The sequence below is a fragment of the Pseudomonas sp. SG20052 genome (genome assembly GCF_031766055.1).
Lineage (GTDB): Bacteria > Pseudomonadota > Gammaproteobacteria > Pseudomonadales > Pseudomonadaceae > Aquipseudomonas > Aquipseudomonas mandelii.
In genome coordinates this window covers 19,549-35,254 of the sequence record NZ_CP134498.1, presented here as the reverse complement: position 1 = coordinate 35,254, position 15,706 = coordinate 19,549, and the positions used below count along the sequence as shown (strand labels likewise).

Annotated in this window: 16 protein-coding genes; 9 read left to right on the top strand and 7 right to left on the bottom strand. The window is 57.0% G+C overall.

Going from position 1 to position 15,706, the window contains the following annotated elements; all coding sequences use genetic code 11:
• Nucleotides 1–41 precede the first annotated feature (41 nt).
• Nucleotides 42–1,067 (bottom strand): LysM peptidoglycan-binding domain-containing protein, encoded by a 1,026-nt coding sequence (locus tag RHP74_RS00140; protein ID WP_010465521.1) that lies wholly within the window; start codon nt 1,065–1,067, stop codon nt 42–44.
• Nucleotides 1,068–1,237: 170 nt separating this feature from the next.
• Here RHP74_RS00140 and def point away from each other — a divergent pair, with 170 nt between their 5' ends.
• The 5 genes from def (at nt 1,238) to RHP74_RS00115 (ending at nt 5,921) form a co-directional block, all read left to right on the top strand.
• Nucleotides 1,238–1,744, top strand: a complete 507-nt coding sequence (gene def, locus RHP74_RS00135) for a peptide deformylase (protein ID WP_311097069.1) — start codon at nt 1,238–1,240, stop codon at nt 1,742–1,744.
• Nucleotides 1,745–1,801: 57 nt separating this feature from the next.
• Complete coding sequence (gene fmt, locus RHP74_RS00130) at nt 1,802–2,761, top strand: methionyl-tRNA formyltransferase (RefSeq protein ID WP_288114358.1); 960 nt, start codon at nt 1,802–1,804, stop codon at nt 2,759–2,761.
• Entirely contained in the window at nt 2,758–4,068 is a 1,311-nt protein-coding gene (gene rsmB / locus RHP74_RS00125) for a 16S rRNA (cytosine(967)-C(5))-methyltransferase RsmB (RefSeq protein ID WP_010465515.1), read from the top strand. The genes fmt and rsmB overlap by 4 nt, the downstream gene beginning before the upstream one ends.
• Before the next feature lie 23 nt (nt 4,069–4,091).
• A complete protein-coding gene (trkA, locus tag RHP74_RS00120; protein ID WP_028620343.1) occupies nt 4,092–5,465 on the top strand; it encodes a Trk system potassium transporter TrkA in 1,374 nt (457 codons plus the stop codon).
• 141 nt (nt 5,466–5,606) lie between these two features.
• A complete protein-coding gene (locus tag RHP74_RS00115) occupies nt 5,607–5,921 on the top strand; it encodes a tetratricopeptide repeat protein (protein WP_010465512.1) in 315 nt (104 codons plus the stop codon).
• Here the strand turns inward: RHP74_RS00115 and RHP74_RS00110 are convergent, their stop codons facing one another.
• From RHP74_RS00110 to tag, 3 genes are all read right to left on the bottom strand, one after another.
• Entirely contained in the window at nt 5,922–6,161 is a 240-nt protein-coding gene (locus RHP74_RS00110; protein WP_077748846.1) for a PilZ domain-containing protein, read from the bottom strand.
• A gap of 161 nt (nt 6,162–6,322) precedes the next feature.
• The gene (locus tag RHP74_RS00105) at nt 6,323–7,210 is read right to left on the bottom strand and encodes a lysophospholipid acyltransferase (protein ID WP_010465508.1); all 888 of its coding nucleotides are present in this window, start codon (nt 7,208–7,210) and stop codon (nt 6,323–6,325) included.
• A 40-nt stretch (nt 7,211–7,250) separates the two neighbouring features.
• Nucleotides 7,251–7,808 (bottom strand): DNA-3-methyladenine glycosylase I, encoded by a 558-nt coding sequence (tag, locus tag RHP74_RS00100; protein WP_010465505.1) that lies wholly within the window; start codon nt 7,806–7,808, stop codon nt 7,251–7,253.
• A gap of 81 nt (nt 7,809–7,889) precedes the next feature.
• Here tag and glyQ point away from each other — a divergent pair, with 81 nt between their 5' ends.
• From glyQ to RHP74_RS00080, 4 genes are all read left to right on the top strand, one after another.
• Entirely contained in the window at nt 7,890–8,843 is a 954-nt protein-coding gene (gene glyQ, locus RHP74_RS00095; protein ID WP_003213601.1) for a glycine--tRNA ligase subunit alpha, read from the top strand.
• Nucleotides 8,840–10,894: a glycine--tRNA ligase subunit beta gene (glyS, locus tag RHP74_RS00090; RefSeq protein ID WP_077748848.1), complete on the top strand. Its 2,055-nt coding sequence runs from the start codon at nt 8,840–8,842 to the stop codon at nt 10,892–10,894. The genes glyQ and glyS overlap by 4 nt, the downstream gene beginning before the upstream one ends.
• Before the next feature lie 4 nt (nt 10,895–10,898).
• Nucleotides 10,899–11,438, top strand: coding sequence for a D-glycero-beta-D-manno-heptose 1,7-bisphosphate 7-phosphatase (gene gmhB / locus RHP74_RS00085; protein WP_167362290.1), 540 nt, complete (start codon nt 10,899–10,901; stop codon nt 11,436–11,438).
• 82 nt (nt 11,439–11,520) lie between these two features.
• On the top strand, nt 11,521–12,300 hold the full coding sequence (locus RHP74_RS00080; protein WP_311097059.1) for a lysophospholipid acyltransferase family protein: 780 nt from the start codon (nt 11,521–11,523) through the stop codon (nt 12,298–12,300).
• Between the two features lie 409 nt (nt 12,301–12,709).
• Here the strand turns inward: RHP74_RS00080 and RHP74_RS00075 are convergent, their stop codons facing one another.
• The 3 genes from RHP74_RS00075 to RHP74_RS00065 all read right to left on the bottom strand — a co-directional run bounded on the left by RHP74_RS00075 (nt 12,710) and on the right by RHP74_RS00065 (nt 15,683).
• A complete protein-coding gene (locus tag RHP74_RS00075) occupies nt 12,710–14,572 on the bottom strand; it encodes a hypothetical protein (protein WP_311097057.1) in 1,863 nt (620 codons plus the stop codon).
• Between the two features lie 299 nt (nt 14,573–14,871).
• Nucleotides 14,872–15,294 carry a hypothetical protein gene (locus tag RHP74_RS00070; protein ID WP_311097055.1) on the bottom strand — a complete coding sequence of 141 codons (423 nt, stop codon included), beginning with the start codon at nt 15,292–15,294 and terminating at the stop codon, nt 14,872–14,874.
• A gap of 56 nt (nt 15,295–15,350) precedes the next feature.
• Nucleotides 15,351–15,683, bottom strand: coding sequence for an effector-associated domain EAD1-containing protein (locus RHP74_RS00065; RefSeq protein ID WP_311097053.1), 333 nt, complete (start codon nt 15,681–15,683; stop codon nt 15,351–15,353).
• Between the last annotated feature and the right edge of the window lie 23 nt (nt 15,684–15,706).

The following is a 15,706-nucleotide window of genomic DNA, read 5'->3' as shown; positions in this document are numbered from 1 at the left end:
ATAAGCTGTGGATAACTCTGTTGGTAACTTGTGGAGCCTGCTTACGGATTTCGCACCTTATCCATCACCGCCAGCGAGCGCGATGCGTTGAGTACCAGCCCGTAACTGAGCTTGTCGTAAGTGCGGAACACCATCAGCAAACCGGCACGCTCATCGGGGATTTTCAGTGGCTGGCCAGTGATCCGGTCGCGTACGGTTTCACCGGTTTTCATCACCACCAGCACGTTGCCTTCGGCCAGGCCATCACGCTGACCTTTGTTCAGGGTAACCACATCCAGCGCGCCAATCTGGGTAACCCCGCGCGGCACATCGATGATCAAGCCATTGATCTCGGTTTTTGGCGCACTGGGCATGAAGGTCGAGTTGATGGATCGTTCTTCACCGCTGAACAAACGGTCGCCGAGACGTACTTCCTGAGTCGTGCGTTGCAGTGCCAGGGTGGCGACGTCGCCCTCGGTGGCCACAATTTCGCCACCGCCGATGTCATCAGCATTGATCCCCAAAAACTCTTTGCTATCGGGATCGGTGTAGACCTTGCCCTGGCGGAAGATGCCGTAGACCGGCTGGTTCGGGTCAAAATGGCCACGGGCGAAAATGCGGTCACCGGTGCCACTGAGCACGCGTTCGGCATCGCCGGCGACGATATAAGGCGCCTTGTCGAAGTCCTCGACCTTGTCGACGATGCGGTTGCTCAGCAAAAAGCTGTTGATCGATTGCAGCGGAATGCTCGGGATCGCATCGGCCACCGGCGAGCTGCGCACCCGAGGCGAGAGCTTGATGGTGCCGCGCGAAGCCCCGCGATTGAGGGTCAGGCGGGGCTGGCCGTTGACATAGACCAGCGACAGCGAGTCGCCGGGATAGATGAGATTAGGGTTTTCGATCTGAGGATTGGCTTGCCACAGTTCCGGCCACTTCCACGGCTCCCGGAGGAATTTTCCGGAAATGTCCCAGAGAGTGTCACCCGTCACCACGGTGTATTGCTGTGGAAAACCTTCCTTGAGTTGCACTTGCCCGTGCGCCAAACCGGCCGAGGCCAGAAGGAGCAAGGCGAGTAGTGATTTCCTCATGCGGTGAATCCCTTTATTATGTGCGTTCGCGTGAAACGCCAGAGCCCTCGTGGCTCGCTCCTGACTCTTTGATAAAAGAAAAGGAGCTACGCTTCACAACGGTAGCCTGCATCTTCGGACCTGCCAGGCCATCGACCCGACTTTACCTCACACGTGCAGCAATTAAGCTTATGGCCATTTTAGACATCCTCGAATTTCCCGACTCGCGCCTGCGCACTATCGCCAAACCTGTGGCCGTAGTGGACGACGAAGTGCGTCAGTTGGTCGATGACATGTTTGAAACAATGTATGAAGCGCCAGGCATCGGCCTCGCCGCGACCCAGGTCAACGTGCACAAACGTATCGTCGTGATGGACCTCTCCGAAGACCGCAGCGAACCACGGGTGTTCATCAACCCCGAGTTCGAACCGCTGACCGACGTGATGGAGCAATACCAGGAAGGCTGCCTCTCGGTGCCGGGCTTCTACGAAAACGTCGATCGCCCGCAGAAGGTCAAGGTCAAGGCCCTGGACCGCGACGGCAAGCCTTACGAACTGATTGCCGAAGGTCTGCTCGCCGTGTGCATCCAGCACGAATGCGACCACCTCAACGGCAAATTGTTCGTCGACTACCTGTCGAACCTCAAACGCGACCGAATCAAGAAGAAACTGGAAAAGCTCCATCGCCAGAACGCTTGATGCCCTTCTTTCAAAGGCTTGCTGCGGCAAGCCTTTTTCTTTTCAGAGATTGCTCCCATGACTGAGCCACTGCGCATCGTCTTTGCCGGCACCCCGGAATTCGCCGCCGAACACCTCAAGGCCCTGCTCGCCAGCCCTTACGAAGTCGTCGCGGTTTACACCCAGCCGGACCGTCCGGCGGGCCGTGGGCAAAAGCTGATGCCAAGCCCGGTCAAGCAACTCGCACTGGAAAATAACATCCCGGTGTTGCAACCGCCGACGCTGCGCAACGAAGACGCCCAGGCTGAACTGGCCGCACTCAAGCCGGACTTGCTGGTGGTGGTCGCCTATGGCTTGATCCTGCCGCAAGCGGTGCTGGATATTCCGCACCTGGGTTGCATCAACAGCCACGCTTCGTTGCTGCCACGCTGGCGCGGGGCGGCGCCGATCCAGCGTGCGGTCGAAGCAGGCGACAGTGAAAGCGGCGTGACCGTGATGCGCATGGAGCTGGGCCTCGACACCGGGCCGATGCTGCTGAAAGTCACCACGCCGATCACCGCCGAAGACACCGGCGGCAGCCTCCACGACCGTCTCGCCGAAATGGGCCCACCGGCCGTGATCCAGGCGATTGCCGGCCTCGCCGCCGGAACGCTGGAAGGCGAAGTGCAGGATGACAGTCTTGCAACGTATGCTCACAAATTGAACAAAGACGAAGCACGCATCGACTGGAGCCGTCCGGCGGTTGAGCTGGAACGCCTGGTCCGCGCGTTCAACCCGTGGCCGATCACCCACAGCACGCTGAACGGCGAAGCGCTGAAAGTGCTGGCCGCGAGCCTCGCTGAAGGGCAGGGCGCACCGGGGCAAATCCTCAGCGCCAGCAAGGACGGCTTGCTCGTCGCCTGCGGTGAGCAAGCCCTGTGCCTGACCCGTCTGCAATTGCCCGGGGGCAAGGCGCTGAACTTCAGCGACTTGTTCAACAGCCGTCGTGAGAAATTCGCCGTCGGCACCGTGCTCGGTCAAGCGGCGGACGCTCAATGAATCCACGTCTGGCCGCCGCCAAGGCACTTGCCGCTGTTCTTAACGGAAAAGCCTCACTCAACAGTTCGCTGCCGACACAAATGGACAAGGTTGAAGACCGTGATCGCGGCTTCACCCAGGACCTGGCCTTCGGCACGGCGCGCTGGCAACCACGTTTGTCGGCGCTGGCGGCCAAGTTGTTACAGAAGCCGTTCAAGGCTGCGGACGCCGATGTCGAGGCGCTGCTGCTGGTCGGCCTCTATCAATTGCTCTACACCCGCGTCCCGGCCCACGCCGCCATCGGCGAAACCGTCGGTTGTGCCGACAAGCTGAAAAAGCCTTGGGCCAAAGCCTTGCTCAACGCCGTGTTGCGCCGCGCCCAGCGTGAAAGCGAAGCGTTGCTGGCCGAGCTGGAACACGACCCGGTGGTGCGCACCGCCCACCCGCGCTGGCTGCAAAAATCCCTCAAGGCATTCTGGCCTGAGCAATGGGAAGCCATTTGCGCGGCGAACAATGCGCATCCACCGATGATTCTGCGGGTCAACCGCCGCCATCACGCCCGCGACGCTTACCTTGGGCTGCTGACTGAGGCCGGCATCGCCGCTACGCCGTGCGTCTACAGTCAGGACGGCATCATTCTCGAAGCTGCCGCCGACGTGCGCAGCCTGCCAGGCTTCGCCGAAGGCTGGATCAGCGTGCAGGACGAAGCGGCGCAATTGGCCGCCGACCTGCTCGACCTCGCGCCGGGCCAACGGGTACTGGATGCCTGCTGCGCACCGGGCGGCAAGACCTGCCACATCCTCGAAGCCGAGCCAAAACTGGCGGGCGTCGTGGCCGTGGATCTGGAAGCCAAGCGTCTGGTGCGCGTGCGCGAGAACCTCGCACGCCTGGGCCTGAGCGCCGAGCTGATCGCCGCCGACGGCCGCGACACGGCGACCTGGTGGGACGGCAAACCCTTCCAGCGCATTTTGCTGGATGCGCCATGCTCGGCGACTGGCGTGATCCGACGTCACCCCGACATCAAGCTGACTCGCCAACCGGATGACATCGCTGCACTCGCGGTGCTTCAGGGCGAGCTTTTGGACGCCATGTGGATAACTCTGGAAGTCGGCGGGATTCTGCTTTACGCCACCTGCTCCACGCTGCCGACCGAGAACACTGAAGTCATCGAAGCCTTCCTCGCTCGCACGCCGGGTGCGCGTGAACTGGACCTCGCCACGGCGGCCGGTATCAAGCAACCTCACGGTCGCCAGTTGCTGGCCCAGGAAGGCGGCCACGACGGGTTCTACTACGCCAAGCTGATCAAGATCGCCGCCGCGCGCGGTTAACCGGTTTATAAGGGAGTGACTGGATGAAAATCATCATCCTCGGCGCAGGCCAGGTCGGCGGTTCGCTGGCAGAACATCTGGCCAGCGAGGCCAACGACATTACCGTGGTCGACACCGACGGCGAACGCCTGCGCGACCTCGGCGATCGGCTGGACATCCGTACCGTGCAGGGCCGCGGCTCGTTGCCGACGGTGCTGCGTCAGGCCGGCGCGGACGATGCCGACATGCTGGTGGCAGTAACCAACAGCGACGAAACCAACATGGTGGCCTGTCAGGTCGCCCACACCCTGTTCCATACCCCGACCAAGATCGCCCGGGTCCGCGAAGCCGCGTACCTGACGCGCTCCGAGCTGTTCGATAACGAAGCGATTCCGGTGGACGTGCTGATCAGCCCGGAACAGGTTGTCACCAATTACATCAAGCGCCTGATCCAGCATCCGGGCGCGTTGCAGGTGATCGACTTCGCCGAAGGCAAAGCGCAACTGGTGGCGGTGAAGGCCTACTACGGCGGACCGTTGGTGGGCCAGCAACTGCGCCAGTTGCGGGAACACATGCCCAATGTTGAAACCCGGGTTGCAGCGATTTTCCGCCGCGATCGGCCGATCCTGCCCCAGGGCGATACGGTGATCGAGGCGGATGACGAAGTGTTTTTCATTGCCGCCAAGGCAAATATCCGCGCGGTGATGAGTGAAATGCGCCGTCTGGATGAAACCTACAAGCGCATCGTCATCGCCGGTGGCGGGCAGATCGGTGAGCGCCTGGCCGAGGCGATCGAAAGCCGCTACCAAGTGAAGATCATCGAGATGAACCCGGCCCGCTGCCGCCATCTCTCGGACACCCTCGACAGCACCGTGGTGTTGCAGGGCAGTGCTTCCGACCGCGACTTGCTGATGGAAGAGAACATTGCCGACGCAGACATCTTCCTGGCCCTGACCAACGATGACGAAGCCAACATCATGTCCTCGCTGCTGGCCAAGCGCCTGGGCGCGAAGAAGGTGATGACGATCATCAACAATCCGGCTTACGTGGACTTGATCCAGGGCGGCGATATCGACATTGCCATCAGCCCGCAACTGGCGACCATCGGCACGCTGCTGGCCCACGTGCGACGCGGTGATATCGTCAGCGTGCACTCATTGCGCCGCGGCGCGGCGGAGGCCATCGAGGCGATTGCCCATGGTGATGAAAAATCGAGCAAGGTGATTGGCAAGGCGATCGAGAACATCGGTTTGCCGCCGGGGACGACGATTGGCGCGATCATTCGTGATGAGGAAGTGATCATTGCGCATGACAACACGGTGATCGCGGCGGGCGACCATGTGATTTTGTTCCTTGTGGATAAAAAGCATATTCGGGATGTGGAGAAGCTGTTCCATGTGGGGCTCAGCTTCTTCTGATCCGAAGACCTCTTCGCGGGCAAGCCTCGCTCCTACAGGTCCGAGGCGTGCCCATAATTGGCGAATGCTCCAAAACCGTAGGAGCTAGGCTTGCCCGCGAAGGCAATTTCGAACTCCACACATAAACAAAGGTGTTGCCCGATGCTCGAATCCCTGGAAAAAATGCTCGCCAAGGGTGTGGATAACTCATTGCTGCGCTTTGGCCTGGGCAAGGGTTATCTGGATCTTGGGGAAAATGCCAAGGCCGCCGAGCATTTTCAGCGTTGCGTCGAGTTCGATCCAAAGTATTCGGCCGCCTGGAAGCTCTTAGGCAAGGCTCATCTGGCGCTTGCCGACTTTCCAGCTGCGCGTCAGGCGTGGGAGCAGGGCCTGGAAGCCGCCCGTGCGCATGGCGACAAGCAGGCAGAGAAGGAGATGACGGTGTTTCTGAAGAAGCTTGAGCGTCAGGCGCACTGATCAGAGGTAACGCAGGCCGATGCCATCGGCGTCGACCAGCACCACTTCCATGCGCACTCGCGGCGCACCTGTGGGCAAGTCTTGTACCTGCCCATAAACCACCGCGCCTTTAGGCAACGACGACAAGCCCGGATGCTTGACGTAGACGCCCGTCGTCGAAAGGTTGCGGGTTTGGCCCAGGCATTCGCCGAAGGTTTCATGAGTGATCTTGATGCGAAACGATTTGCGGTGCTCGGACATCTTTTGCGCCCTTGTATGAACCGTTGTGGATAACCTGCCCCCTGTGGGAGCGAGGCTTGCCCGCGAAGAGGTCATTACATTCAACATTGATGCTGGATGCTATATCGCTTTCGCGGGCAAGCCTTGCTCCTACAAGTTATCCACAGATCATGCCAATCAACTCAATACCAACGCTCTTCACCGGGTGGCCGCTTCTTGAAGCGCTTCATGCTCCACATGTACTGGCTCGGATAGGCCCGCACATACCGCTCGACCACCTGGCTCATGGCTGCGCACGACGTTTCGGTATCGGTGCTGTACATGGCTTCGGGCGCGGCTTCCAGGATCACTTTGTAACCTGAACCGTCCGGCAGGCGCAGGGCATGCAAGAACACGCCGACCGCTTTACCGCCGGCGAGCATGTTCGGTACGAACTTGCTGGTCAGCGCCTGGGTGGCGAAAAAAGGTACGAATATCCCAGCGGATTCGGCTGGTTCCGGGTCAGCGGGAATACCCACTGCACCACCTTTGCGCACTTCCTTGATGACGCTGAGGATGCCTTCCTTGGTGGAAGCGGCCACGCGGTTACCCAATTGCACCCGCTGTTTGCGCAGCAGATCATCCACCGCTTTCAGTTTCGGCGGTCGGTAGAAAATGATCGGTTTGCACTGGTTGCAATAGAAGTGGTTCAACACTTCCCAATTACCCAGGTGGCTGGTGATGCCGACCACGCCCTTGCCGGAGGCGAGGGCGTCCTTCAACACATCGAGCCCTTCGACTTCACGCACCAGATCGATCGAACGCTGAGCCGGCCAGATCCAGGCGCAAGCGCTTTCGGTCAGTGACTTGCCGATGTCTTTCAGGCTCTGGCCGACCAGACGCTCGCGTTCAGCCGGGTCCATTTCGGGGAAGCACTTGGCGAGGTTGATCCGCACCACATCGCGGGAACGGTTGGGTGTTTTCCACATGACCCAGCCAATGGCCGAGCCCACGGCTTGCACTGCCCGCCACGGGAGCAGGGCAAACAGCCGCAGAGCGCCTACCAGCAAGGCGCCTTTAAACTTATCCACAGGTCACTCCTGATCTTGTGCTGTGCGCGAGGCGGCCATTCTAACCGCCGTTGGCGAGCTGAGCGTAGCGGTCGCAGTCTTGCGTGTGGTCCATGACCATGCCCGAGGCCTGCATCAATGCGTAGCAAATGGTCGGACCGACGAACGTGAAGCCGGCCTTTTTCAAGCCTTTGCTCATCTCCACCGCCGTCGGCGTGACCGCCGGTACTTCGGTGCGATCCTTGAAATGATTGATCACAGGCGTGCCGCCGACGAAGGACCAGAGAAACGTTACCGGGTCCTCCAGCGCCAGCCAGGCCTGGGCGTTGCGTCGGGCGGCGTTGAGTTTGAGGCGATTGCGAATAATGCCCGGATCGAGCATCAATTCATCGATTTCCGCGTCGCTCATCTGCGCCACCCGTTGTACGTCGAAGCCGAACAATACCTCGCGATATCGCTCACGTTTTCGCAGCACGGTGATCCAGGAAAGGCCGGCCTGGAACCCTTCGAGCAAAAGCAACTCGAACAAACCCTGCGCATCGCGTAGCGGCGTGCCCCACTCCTGATCGTGATAAGCCATGTACAGCGGATCTTCGGAACACCAAAAGCAGCGTGGCATAAGGCTCCAGGGGGCGTGCGCAGGACCGAATCGGGTATACTCCCGCTCTTTAAATCGCAGCCCAAGAAACAGGTGAATTTCGTGAGCCAGCCTACGCCAGCCGTGCGTACCTTCCAAGACTTGATCCTCGCCCTCCAGCAATACTGGGCCGAGCAAGGTTGTGTGGTACTTCAGCCCTACGATATGGAAGTAGGCGCCGGCACTTTCCACACCGCTACATTCCTGCGCGCCATTGGCCCGGAAACCTGGAACGCCGCTTATGTGCAGCCCAGTCGTCGCCCGACTGACGGCCGCTACGGCGAAAACCCGAATCGTCTGCAGCACTACTACCAGTTCCAGGTAGTCCTGAAGCCGAACCCGGACAACTTCCAGGAACTGTACCTGGGCTCCCTCAAGCACGTCGGCCTGGACCCGTTGGTCCACGACATTCGCTTCGTCGAAGACAACTGGGAATCGCCGACACTGGGCGCCTGGGGTCTGGGCTGGGAAGTCTGGCTCAACGGCATGGAAGTGACGCAGTTCACTTACTTCCAGCAAGCGGGCGGCATCGAGTGCTACCCGGTGACCGGCGAGATCACTTACGGTCTGGAACGTCTGGCCATGTACCTGCAAGGCGTGGACTCGGTCTACGACCTGGTCTGGGCTGACGGTCCGTTCGGTAAAGTGACTTACGGCGACGTGTTCCACCAGAACGAAGTCGAGCAGTCGACCTACAACTTCGAACACGCCAACGTCGAGAAGCTGTTCGAACTGTTCGACTTCTACGAAAGCGAAGCCAAGCGCCTGATCGAACTCGACCAGCCGCTGCCATTGCCGAGCTACGAAATGGTTTTGAAGGCCTCCCATACCTTCAACCTGCTGGATGCGCGCCGGGCGATCTCGGTGACCGCGCGTCAGCAATACATCCTGCGTGTGCGCACCCTGGCGCGTTCCGTTGCGCAAGCCTACCTGCTGGCTCGCGCCAAGCTGGGCTTCCCGATGGCGACCCCGGACCTGCGTGACGAAGTACTGGCCAAGCTGGAGGCTGCACAATGAGTGCTCAAGATTTTCTGGTTGAACTGGGCACCGAAGAACTGCCACCCAAAGCCCTGAACACCCTGGCCGACGCGTTTCTGGCCGGTATCGACAAGGGCCTGCAAGCCGCGGGCCTGAACTACGAGACCAAAACCGTCTACGCCGCACCACGTCGTCTGGCTGTGCTGATCACCTCGCTGGCGACTCAGCAACCGGACCGCAGCATCAACCTCGACGGCCCGCCACGTCAGGCCGCGTTCGATGCCGAAGGCAACCCGACTCAAGCAGCACTGGGCTTCGCCAAGAAATGCGGCGTCGACCTGAGCGAAATCGATCAAAGCGGCCCGAAACTGCGTTACAGCCAAAGCATCGCCGGCAAGCCGACTGCGAGCCTGCTGCCGACCATCGTTGAAGATTCGCTGAACGACCTGCCGATCCCCAAGCGCATGCGCTGGGGTGCTCGCAAGGAAGAATTCGTTCGTCCGACCCAATGGCTGGTAATGCTGCTCGGTGACCAGGTCATCGATTGCACGATCCTCGCCCAGAAGTCCGGTCGTGATTCCCGTGGTCACCGCTTCCATCACCCGGAAAGCGTGCGTATCACTTCGCCGGCCAATTACCTGAGCGACCTGCGTGCCGCCTACGTACTGGCCGATGCCAACGAGCGTCGCGAGCTGATCAGCAAACGCACCGAAGAGCTGGCGACGATGCAGGAAGGTACTGCCATCGTTCCTCCAGCCTTGCTCGACGAAGTGACCGCGCTGGTCGAATGGCCGGTGCCGCTGGTGTGCTCGTTCGAGGAACGTTTCCTCGACGTGCCACAAGAAGCCCTGATCACCACCATGCAGGACAACCAGAAGTACTTCTGCCTGCTGGATGCCGACGGCAAGTTGCTGCCGCGTTTCATTACCGTGGCCAACATCGAAAGCAAAGACCCGCAACAGATCATCGCCGGTAACGAGAAAGTGGTTCGTCCACGCCTGACCGACGCCGAGTTCTTCTTCAAGCAAGACAAGAAGCAGAAACTCGAAGACTTCAACTTGCGCCTGCAGAACGTGGTGTTCCAGGAAAAACTCGGCAGCGTCTACGACAAGGCCGAGCGCGTTTCCAAACTCGCCGCGTTCATCGCGCAACGCATTGGCGGCAACGCAGCCTGGGCTTCCCGTGCCGGCCTGCTGTCCAAGTGCGACCTGTCGACCGAGATGGTCGGTGAGTTCCCGGAGATGCAAGGTGTCGCCGGTTACTACTACGCCCTCAACGACGGCGAGCCGGAAGAAGTCGCACTGGCCCTGAACGAGCAGTACATGCCGCGCGGTGCCGGTGCTGAACTGCCGACCACCCTGACCGGTGCGGCCGTGGCCATCGCCGACAAGCTCGATACCCTGGTCGGTATCTTCGGCATCGGCATGCTGCCAACCGGCAGCAAAGACCCGTATGCCCTGCGTCGTGCTGCACTCGGCGTGTTGCGCATCCTGATCGACAAGAAGCTCGACCTCGACCTGAACGACGCCGTGGCATTTGCCGTGAATGCGTTCGGTACCAAGGTCAAGGCTGCCGGCCTGAACGATTCGGTGCTGGAGTTCATCTTCGACCGTCTGCGTGCCCGTTACGAAGACGAAGGCGTGGATGTCGGGACTTACCTGTCGGTCCGTGCCCTGAAACCGGGTTCTGCCCTGGACTTCGATCAGCGCGTACAAGCCGTGGAAGCGTTCCGCAAATTGCCGGAAGCCGCAGCCCTGGCCGCGGTGAACAAACGCGTTTCGAACTTGCTGAGCAAGGTCGAAGGCTCCATTCCTTCGGTCGTGGAAGCCAAGTATTTCGACAACGCCAACGAGTTCTCCCTGTACTCGGCGATCCAGCAGGCTGACCAGGCTGTACAGCCGATGGCCGCTGCCCGTCAGTACAGCGAATCGCTGGCCCGTCTGGCTGCCTTGCGCGAGCCGGTGGATGCGTTCTTCGAGGCCGTGATGGTCAACGCTGAAGACGCCAAGGTCCGCGCCAACCGTTACGCATTGCTGGCGCGTCTGCGTGGACTGTTCCTCGGCGTTGCCGACATTTCGATGCTGGGCTGAGGGACTGCTGTTGAAACTGCTGATTCTCGATCGGGACGGGGTGATCAATTACGACTCCGACGCTTACATCAAGTCGGTGGAGGAGTGGATTCCGCTCCCCGGTTCGATCGAAGCCATCGCGCAGTTGAGCAAGGCCGGCTGGACGGTGGCGGTGGCTACCAACCAGTCGGGCATCGCTCGCGGCTATTACGACATCGCTACCCTGGACGCTATGCACGAGCGCTTGCGTTCGTTGGTGGCGGAGCAGGGCGGCGAGGTCGGGCTGATTGTCTACTGCCCGCACGGGCCGGACGACGGCTGCGATTGCCGCAAGCCAAAACCCGGGATGTTGAAAACCATCGCCGCTCATTACAACGTATCGCTGACTCATCTATGGTTCGTCGGCGATACCCTTGGTGACCTGGAAGCCGCCAAAGCCGTCGACTCTCAGCCAGTTTTGGTAAAGACCGGGAAAGGCGAAAAGACTCTGGGCAAGACCCTGCCGGTGGGCACCTTGATTTTTGACGATCTTGCGGCGATTGCCGCAGAACTTATCCACAATTAGAGTGCTTCGATTGTTCCTGACCAAGGATTGATCGGGAGTGCGCTTGAATAGGCGGGCAGTGCCCGCAACGGTAAATGTCGCCATGTCGATACTGCAGGCCATCAGAACCTTCCTCTTTTACCTGCTGCTGGGCACCAGCTCCTTGCTTTGGTGCAGCCTGAGCTTTTTAATCGCGCCGTTTCTGCCGTTCAAGGCGCGGTATCGCTTCATTAATGTGTACTGGTGCCGTTGCGCCTTGTGGCTGAGCAAAGTCTTTCTGGGCATCAGCTACGAAGTAAGGGGTGCCGAGAACGTGCCTGACCAGCCCTGCGTGATTCAGTCGAACCACCAGAGCACCTGGGAGACCTTCTTTCTCTCTGCCTACTTCGAGCCATTGAGCCAAGTGCTCAAGCGCTCATTGCTGTTCGTGCCATTCTTCGGCTGGGCCATGGCCATGTTGCGACCGATCGCTATCGACCGCGACAATCCGAAAGCTGCGCTCAAGCATGTGGCGAAGAAGGGACATGAATTGCTGAAGGATGGCGTCTGGGTGCTGATCTTCCCCGAAGGGACTCGCGTTCCTTATGGCACCATCGGCAAGTTCTCACGCGGTGGCACCGCATTGGCGGTCAATGCCGCACTTCCAGTCCTGCCGATTGCGCACAATGCCGGCAAGTTCTGGCCGAAAACCGGTTGGGCGAAGAAGCAGGGCGTCATCACCGTGATCATTGGCGAGCCGATGTACGCCGTGGGCAGTGGGCCGCGCGCCATTGCCGATCTGAATGAACGTGTGCAGAGCTGGAACGAACAGATGCAGCGGGAAATGGGTTCGCTGCCAGCCGCCCCAGCTGCCCCCTCGGCCAACGATCAAGTGGCTGTCTGAGATTCTGTGGATAACCTGTGTACCGTTTTACCGAAAATTAACGTTTTGTGATCGTATCTTTATGATTTATATATATATTTCTTAAACTCATAAAACTCCGGAAATGGTGCATAAGTTTTTTTCGGGCGCAAAAAAACCGGCTGATATAGCCGGTTTTTTTATGCCTGCGATTTGCGATGTGTTTGGCTCTGCGATCATCTTTGAAGGTATAAAAAAAGGCCAACGCTGAGCGTTGGCCTTTTTCAATTAGCAGTCAGCTGCTGGTGTAGGAGCACAAAATAGATGATTCGAGAGCCTCAGCAAACGCTGATAAATAATCATTTTTTTTGTGAGTCCACCGGTTGGGATTCACAAAATAAATGAGAAAAGGCAACTCGCCTCACAGAATAGATGCGTTCGGGTAGAAACGTTATGGTCTAACTAGTACTTTCTTCGCGGTGAATTTCGCAAGAACATATGGTTCACGGCCCGGCCCGCCCATCGCTTTTTCAACTACTTCAGTACGGGGATCTCCCGCCCATAACCCGATGACATCGTAAAGCAACCAACTGGCTAGACTTTTCGCGATGCTTGCTGCGAAATCGGGCTGGATACATGTTGAGGTCGCACCCCGAGCGATGAGATCAAGGTAAAGCTGCACCGGAATTACAGGCATTGGGGCTACTTCGCAAGGCCCAATTAGCAAGAGGTAACTTGCATGCGTTTGCAACGCCAGATTGTCCAACTGCAACCGATCGATGGGGTAGAAGCCGGCTTTTCCATCCTCATATCCTCCGTGAAGCCGCTTGGCTTGAATAAATGAAGCTCGACGGGTAAATGGCTGGCAACTCGCTTCTTGCGCTTCAAAAATGAGACACACATCGGTAGAAAAGCGGGTTGCGTCGAGATTGGGGAGCCCTTCTTCATACTTTCCGACAATTCGGTATTGAAGGCTGAACTCCAATCGTTCGTTGGCTTTTCGTTGGCTAGCGAGCAATTCGAGTTGATAATTAATGTTTTTGAACGCTACCGACAATTTCTCGAATAGCATCGCTACATGAGTTTCTTCCCCGCTAGCGGCTGTTTTAGGGATCCATTTTCCATAATCCTTCGCACATGCCTCAAACTCTGCCTCAATAAGCCGTTCAATCTCCGCATCAGCTATCCATGTTCTCGGTGGTGCACCACAATTCGAGGACGTAGACAGCGCTAATCGGACTGCTTGAGCTTGTAGCAGTAATTGCGCAGCATCCGGCGCTTGGCTTACTAAACCTTGGAGCGCTTCAGCACGTAAGCTGACTAATGAGTCTGGGTGATCACGCAATAGGAGCACAGCTTCGTTCAGTTGGTGGCCCCAAATCTCTGCTGCGGCGAAAATAATTGAGCGGTCGTGAGCAACATCGCCGAACCATAGAAGGATTTCTGTCGTGGCCTGTTTCAGCAGAAGATTATTCCCTATCGCAGCTTTCAGCTGCCGGCGCCATGCCGACTCAGATTCCGCTGAAAGGTTATTCAGAGAAATCCGAGCCTGAGGACCATGTGGACGAAATCCCAGGAACTGTAGCTGCTCCCACACGAGTAGCAGATCTGTCGGCAGCCCTCTTTCCAGATCTGCAGGGTGATTCCAAAGAAGAGATATCAATTGCGCCCAAGGACTACCTGGGGACCACTTCAAAGCAAGTGCAGAGAACTGAGAAAATTTATTTATATGGTCACGGTCCCGCCCTTGATGCCTAATCGTTGTAATAAGGATCTCACGTAAGGCTTGCTCGTTTCCTTCGAGCTGGGCTAAACAACACAATTGAATTGAGAGGTTAGATGGATGGCCATGGTAATAACGTACAACTTTATCGATTAATTCTTTATTACTTGCCAATAATGGCCATTCTTTGAGCAGTGCTGAGAGCTTCGTTATCTCTGGGTCGTATCGGCAGAATAAAGATACTGCGCTCTCACATAATATAGCTTCAAATGTTGACCATTCACTATTAATAAAAGTCTCTACCCTTGCTAGAAAGAAATTCAGGGCGACTCGGTCGCACTGCTCCTTTTCTAATTCCCGTGCTAAATCATTTTTGATGCTAAGTGCATTGGACGTATTAATACCCAGCGTCATTTTGTCAGACTCAACAAGGATCTTTAGCAAACTCCAGTCCAACGGCGGAGGCGGAGAGTCATTACAAAATTTCGCTCGGAATTCCGCATGGGCATGCTCGTTTAGAAGGGTTGATAAATTACCATGTATGTTCGACTTCGAATTTTGTGTGGTTGCTACGACAGATGGGATACTCATTACGACTCCGCGACTTGGAAATGCACGATCTAATAAAGAATAGTGGCACCGCGCCACAACTTACTCAAGCATCACTTCAGACGCTATGATTCGCTCCGCTTTCATGGTCGCTACGACCACGCTGGCAATGAGAATAACTATTGACTCGATTCTCGACGATATCCGCAAGTACCACAGCATGACCAAGCTCGCACCGCACATTCGAGTGCTGGCCGGCAAACTGATCTCCACGACAGTCCGCCCTGCCGCACAACATCAAAACTGCAGGCACTAACAGTTCGTAGTAGCCATCAAACGTCTTAATACCCCGCTTCGACAGATTTAATTTCTCTAGTTATTTTATGAATTCGCACAGACTTACCAACAACCATAAAAACCACCAAACCAAAAGACAGGAGCGATGGTATTAGATAAAAGCTTTTTATATGAGCTTCAAAATTAACAACCGCGATAAAAAACAACATCCAAAACGAAGCCAAAGAAAGCTCCTTCCCAATATCAAGCCAGTAATCTTTCGTGATCATACTTATCGGGGAGGTAATCAAATCATACATCACCTGAAATGCAAAACCTGATGCAAACAAGAATGATACAAAACGAAAATAAGCCCTTTCATCATAAGACTGCATGTCTGCAAGGCTCATTAACCAGAGAAACATCCCTGAGATGAGTACCCAAAGAAGTACTATCAAACGCTTCATTCTTTCATTTTTTTCTAGCATAGTTCCCCCCTAAAATCACACTATAAAAGATCATCGAAAAAATATTAGCAACTCAATTAAACTTCATATATAGCTAAATCTAAATTTTGAGGAAAATCCTCAAGAGCCATACGGATGAGGCTTCTTCTAGAAATATCCTTTCCTCCCCCTCCTTGCGATAAAATCTTAACCGCAGCATGCCAAGCTGCACGACCCGGTTGCCCTTGCTTCAACAAAGACAGCTCTCCACCTGCACGACTCCAAATCTCCATTTCTGACGGACCAGACGGATACAGTTCTGATAGAACGTTTTCCAAAGCATGGGGTGTTGCCGCTGACCGAAAACTGACCCAGTGGGTCAATTCGGCGTCGGCGTCAACAGCATCTCTCGAATAGTTCGCCTTGATCAAATCCTGAGCACAGACGGGGGGCT

Bases quoted from the DNA above. Each gene is read 5' to 3' on its own strand.
- glyS (WP_077748848.1), top strand. From the start codon at position 8,840: ATGAGTGCTCAAGATTTTCTGGTTGAACTGGGCACCGAAGAACTGCCA.
- RHP74_RS00115 (WP_010465512.1), top strand. From the start codon at position 5,607: ATGCTCGAATCCCTGGAAAAAATGCTCGCCAAGGGTGTGGATAACTCA.
- def (WP_311097069.1), top strand. From the start codon at position 1,238: ATGGCCATTTTAGACATCCTCGAATTTCCCGACTCGCGCCTGCGCACT.
- RHP74_RS00075 (WP_311097057.1), bottom strand. From the start codon at position 14,572: ATGAGTATCCCATCTGTCGTAGCAACCACACAAAATTCGAAGTCGAAC.
- fmt (WP_288114358.1), top strand. From the start codon at position 1,802: ATGACTGAGCCACTGCGCATCGTCTTTGCCGGCACCCCGGAATTCGCC.
- tag (WP_010465505.1), bottom strand. From the start codon at position 7,808: ATGCCACGCTGCTTTTGGTGTTCCGAAGATCCGCTGTACATGGCTTAT.
- trkA (WP_028620343.1), top strand. From the start codon at position 4,092: ATGAAAATCATCATCCTCGGCGCAGGCCAGGTCGGCGGTTCGCTGGCA.
- rsmB (WP_010465515.1), top strand. From the start codon at position 2,758: ATGAATCCACGTCTGGCCGCCGCCAAGGCACTTGCCGCTGTTCTTAAC.
- RHP74_RS00140 (WP_010465521.1), bottom strand. From the start codon at position 1,067: ATGAGGAAATCACTACTCGCCTTGCTCCTTCTGGCCTCGGCCGGTTTG.
- RHP74_RS00070 (WP_311097055.1), bottom strand. From the start codon at position 15,294: ATGCTAGAAAAAAATGAAAGAATGAAGCGTTTGATAGTACTTCTTTGG.
- RHP74_RS00110 (WP_077748846.1), bottom strand. From the start codon at position 6,161: ATGTCCGAGCACCGCAAATCGTTTCGCATCAAGATCACTCATGAAACC.
- RHP74_RS00080 (WP_311097059.1), top strand. From the start codon at position 11,521: ATGTCGATACTGCAGGCCATCAGAACCTTCCTCTTTTACCTGCTGCTG.